Here is a 4,418-nt window from a genome sequence, read left to right as displayed (position 1 = left end):
GTGCGGATAGAACTGCTCGACCTCGATTACTTGGCGGCCAGCAGTAGTCATCAATCCTCCATCTCGTCGAGCACGTCACCCAGCGCGGTCAACCGATCGCGCCAGAACCATTCGTAGGGATGCAACCACGCCGAGATCTCCTGCAGTGGTTCGGGATTGACCCGATAGTGGCGGAATCTGCCATGTTTATCCTCGGCTACGAGTCCGCAGTCCCGCAGCACCTTGAGGTGCTCGGAAACGCTGGGCCGTGCCATGTCGAAGTTCTCGGCGAGCGCAAGTACGGTGCGCTCACCGCTCAGCAGCATGTCAAGGATGTCGCGGCGCGTCGGATTGGCCAGCGCCGCGAACACGACGTCGGCGTGGCTGGCCTTGGCACGCAGCGGCATGATGGCAACTATACGTAGGATTACCCCTACGTATCAACTGTCGGCTACCGTGCTCGCGTGGCAGGCAGTTGGAGTTCGGCGCTGACCGGACTGACTTCCCTCGCACTGGTGATCGCCCTCTCGCCGCTGACGATCATCCCGGCAGTGCTGGTGTTGCACACCCCGCGACCGCGGCCGACCAGCCTGGCGTTCCTCGCCGGCTGGCTGGCGAGCCTGGCCGCGCTGACCGCCATCTTCGTCGCGGTCTCCGGTCTGCTCGGCGGGCTGCACAGGTCGCCGCCGGAGTGGGCATCATGGCTGCGGATCGTCGTGGGCGCCGGTCTCATCGCGTTCGGTATTTTCCGGTGGCTTGCCCGGCACAGCCGAAGCGATCTGCCGGGCTGGATGCGTTCACTCACTTCCCTCAGTCCCACGCGGGCGGGAGTAACGGGAGCCGTACTGGCAGTACTACGACCCGAGGTGCTGTTGATCTGCGCCGCTGCGGGTTTGGCGATCGGCAGCGCCGGTCTGGGTATTACCCGTGCCTGGATATCCGCGGTATTCTTCGTCGCTGTCGCCGCGTCCTCGGTGGCGATCCCGATACTGGCCTACACCGCTGCCGGCGATCACCTCGACGATGCGCTGGCCCGGCTCAAAGACTGGATGGAGGACCAGCACGCTGCCTTACTCGCGGTCATCTTGATCCTGATCGGATTAATGGTGTCCTACAACGGAATTCACGCACTGTAGCCGGGCGGGCTCACCGGCCCCGCCGCCACTTCGGCTCGCGTTTCTCCAGAAATGCGCTCATACCCTCTTGCGCATCGGCCAGCTGGCTGGCCGCCGCCATCACCTCGATCGCGTAGTCGTAGGCCTTCGCCTGGTCGAGGTCGATCTGGGTGTACAGCGCCTGCTTGCCCAGGCCTTTGCTCTGGGAGCTGCCGCGGGTGACCCGCTTGAGCAGATCCGCTACGGCGCTATCCAGCTGCTCGACCGGCACCACCTGATTGACCAGGCCCCAGTCCCGCGCGGTGGCCGCGTCGATCACGTCGCCGGACAGCGCCAGCTCGGCCGAGCGTTTGCGTCCGATGTTGCGGGCGATGGCGACCATCGGGGTGTGGCAGAACCAGCCGCCCTTGCCGCCCGGAGCGGCAAAGCCCGCGGTGTCGGCGGCGACCGCCAGGTCGGCGGTGGCCACCAGCTGGCAGCCCGCCGCGGTGGCCAGGCCGTGCACGCGGGCCACCACCGGCTGCGGGATCTGCTGCATGGTGGTCATCAGCTCCGTGCAGGTGACCAGCAGCTGCCGCACCGCCGCGTGGTCCTTGCCCGCCACGTCCGCGAAGTCGTGCCCGGCACTGAACACCGGACCGTTGCCGGCCAACACCACCCCCAGCGCATCACTCTCCCCCACCTCGCGAAACGCGGCGAGAAGTTCACCCATGTGCTGAAGCGAGAGCGTATTGCACTGGCGAGGTCGGTTCATTGTGATCGTGGTGAAGTCATCGCTGCGGGTGACCTCGACGCACTCAAACGCCACGTGTCCAAGGTACTCGTGACATGCTCGGCCAGTTGCTGCCGCAGGATGCCAGGGTGCCAACGTCATGCTGCTGCGCTCACCGGCTGGGCGGTCGCCAAGACGCTGCTCGTCGTGATCGCCGGGATGCCCAACCGGGCATAAGATCGTCGGTCGTGGGGCTCGACGACCGAGATGCGCTGTGGGTGCTGCACAAGGCTTTCGCGGCACCGGACGGCAATCTCACCGGTCGCGTCTTCAGCCGATGGTTCGGCGCCGACCCCGCGGTGCGGGACTTGTTCCCGGCCGATCTGGCCACTCAACGCGCCGCCTTCGCCGAGGCGCTGAGCTGGGTTTACAGCGAACTGATCGCGCAGCGCGCACAGGAACCGGTGGCATTTCTGGCCCAGCTCGGCCGCGATCACCGCAAATACGGTGTGGCACAACACCATTACCACACGCTAAGACAAGTGCTTTACGCCACGCTGCGGGACGAACTCGCCAGTGCGTGGACGGATGCCGTCGACGACGCCGCTCACCAGTCGCTCAACCTGATCACCGGAGTGATGAGCGGAGCCGCCGACGCCGAAGGAGGGCCGGCCTTCTGGGACGCCACGGTGATCGAGTACCGGCGGGCATCCCGGGACCTTGCCGTCATCCGGTTGCAACTGAGCCGCCCGCTGCACTACTACCCGGGTCAATACGTCCAGGTCGAAACACCGCAGTGTCCCCGGCGATGGCGTTACCTGACACCGGCCACTCCGCCGGATGACAACGGGGGTATCGAATTCCATGTGCGCGCTGTCTCCGGCGGCATGGTCAGCACCGCGGTCGTCAACGAGACCGAACCCGGCGACCGCTGGCGGTTGTCCGCCCCACACGGCGCTATGCACGTCGACCGGGACGGCGGCGATGTGCTGATGGTGGCGGGCAGCACCGGCCTGGCGCCGCTGCGCGCCATCATCATGGATCTCACCCGGTGGGCAGTGAACCCGCGGGTACACCTGTTTTTCGGCGGTCGATACCCGTGCGAACTCTATGACCTTCCCACCCTGTGGCAGATCGCAACGCACAATCCGTGGTTATCGGTCACCCCCGTCTCGGAATACACCGGCGATCCACCGTGGTCCTGCGGCTATCCCGACGTGAGTCCACCGCGAGGCCTGCACATACGTCAAACCGGGCGGCTGCCCGAGGTGGTCACCCGGTACGGAGGCTGGAGCGACCGGCAGATCCTGATCTGCGGCGGGCCGGAGATGGTGCGGGCCACCGCGGCCGCATTGGCTGCCAAAGGCGCGCCACCACAACGAATTCAACATGACCCATTATCTTGAGGGGCCTGTGGCAGAATCGGGCCATGACCGGATCGAGGACCGAGTTTGAACTCATCACCCTGCGCGATCCGTCGTCGCCACTGACGGCGACGTTCGTTCCGAACGCCGGCATGGTCGCCACATCGCTGGCCGACGACGGGGTGGAATTGCTCGGCCAGCGTCGCGGTCTGGAAACCTACGTCAAAAAACACAAGACGCTGGGCATCCCGATCCTGTACCCGTGGGCGAACAGGTTGAGCAGCAATGGGTACGGGGTTGACGGAGCCATTGTGACGCTCACCCCCGGCACCGGCGGCGTCCGAACCGATGAGCACGGCGTACCGATCCACGGCACACTGGCCGGATACCCCGGCTGGCAGGTGACCACCCAGCTGGAATCGCAACTCACCGCTGAGCTGGACTACGGCGCTCGGCCCGGGCTGCTGGCTTCCTTCCCGTTCCCGCATCTGCTGGCGTTGGACATCACCCTGGCCGACCGCAGGCTGACGGTGCAGACCACCGTGACCGCCACCACCGGCGCGCGGGTACCGTTGTGCTTCGGATACCACCCGTATTTTCAGCTTCCCGGCGTGCCCCGCACCCAGTGGCAGATCGAGACACCGGCGATGCGGTTCCGCCCGGTCAACGCATGGGGAATCCCGACGGGGGAGATGGACGCCCATCCCCAGGCCACCGAGTTGCTGGGTGAGAAGTTCCTCGACGACGGCTACGACGAAGTGCCGCCCGGTGCGGTCTTCGCGGTCTCCGGCGGAGATCGGCGCATCGAGGTGCACTTCGACGAAGGCTTTCCGGCTGCCCAGGTCTACGCTCCAGGAGACGACGATGTGATCTGCTTCGAACCGATGGCCGCACCGACCGACGCGCTGCGCCGCGGGGGCTACCGGGTGGCCCGCGAGGGTGAGCCCGGCGTGGCGCAGTTCTCCATCCGGGTCGCCTAAGGGCGCGAGCATGCGCAAAGTTGAGTTCCCGCGGCATATTTTGTGCGACTTTGCGCATGCTCGCGCCGGAAAACAGCTAGCGGCGGGGGTGCCAGACCACCACGGCGGTGCTTTTCGGCATGACCGCGACGTCGCGGCGCTGGTTGGCGCGCAACAGCTCCACCTCGGCGACCATTTCTGCCAGGCGTGCCTGCAGCGCCTCGACCTGGTTGGTCAACTCGATGATGCGCTTGATGCCGGCCAGGTTGACACCCTCGTCGTGGGACAG

At 66.1% G+C, this 4,418-nt stretch carries 6 protein-coding genes; 3 read left to right on the top strand and 3 right to left on the bottom strand.

The window, feature by feature from the left end; all coding sequences use genetic code 11:
* Window positions 1–50 precede the first annotated feature (50 nt).
* Window positions 51–386, bottom strand: a complete 336-nt coding sequence (locus tag AC2VON_RS17955; RefSeq protein WP_486954164.1) for an ArsR/SmtB family transcription factor — start codon at window positions 384–386, stop codon at window positions 51–53.
* Between the two features lie 57 nt (window positions 387–443).
* Here AC2VON_RS17955 and AC2VON_RS17950 point away from each other — a divergent pair, with 57 nt between their 5' ends.
* Window positions 444–1,115: a GAP family protein gene (locus tag AC2VON_RS17950; RefSeq protein ID WP_486954163.1), complete on the top strand. Its 672-nt coding sequence runs from the start codon at window positions 444–446 to the stop codon at window positions 1,113–1,115.
* Window positions 1,116–1,125: 10 nt separating this feature from the next.
* Here the strand turns inward: AC2VON_RS17950 and AC2VON_RS17945 are convergent, their stop codons facing one another.
* On the bottom strand, window positions 1,126–1,902 hold the full coding sequence (locus AC2VON_RS17945) for an enoyl-CoA hydratase-related protein (protein WP_486954162.1): 777 nt from the start codon (window positions 1,900–1,902) through the stop codon (window positions 1,126–1,128).
* Window positions 1,903–2,054: 152 nt separating this feature from the next.
* On the opposite strand from AC2VON_RS17945, the gene AC2VON_RS17940 reads away from it, so the two are divergent.
* Together AC2VON_RS17940 and AC2VON_RS17935 are read left to right on the top strand one after the other, a co-directional pair.
* Window positions 2,055–3,212, top strand: coding sequence for an FAD-binding oxidoreductase (locus AC2VON_RS17940; protein WP_486954161.1), 1,158 nt, complete (start codon window positions 2,055–2,057; stop codon window positions 3,210–3,212).
* Window positions 3,213–3,235: 23 nt separating this feature from the next.
* Window positions 3,236–4,150, top strand: coding sequence for an aldose 1-epimerase (locus AC2VON_RS17935; RefSeq protein WP_486954160.1), 915 nt, complete (start codon window positions 3,236–3,238; stop codon window positions 4,148–4,150).
* Window positions 4,151–4,226: 76 nt separating this feature from the next.
* On the opposite strand, the gene AC2VON_RS17930 is transcribed toward AC2VON_RS17935, so the two are convergent.
* The coding region (locus AC2VON_RS17930) for a MerR family transcriptional regulator (protein WP_486954159.1) at window positions 4,227–4,418 on the bottom strand (192 nt) is incomplete at its 5' end.

The sequence above is a fragment of the Mycobacterium sp. TH-M82 genome, assembly GCF_057473605.1.
Note: the sequence above shows the minus strand (reverse complement) of the source record. Positions and strands in the feature narration are given on the sequence as shown.

Bases quoted from the DNA above. Each gene is read 5' to 3' on its own strand.
- AC2VON_RS17955 (WP_486954164.1), bottom strand. From the start codon at position 386: ATGCCGCTGCGTGCCAAGGCCAGCCACGCCGACGTCGTGTTCGCGGCG.
- AC2VON_RS17935 (WP_486954160.1), top strand. From the start codon at position 3,236: ATGACCGGATCGAGGACCGAGTTTGAACTCATCACCCTGCGCGATCCG.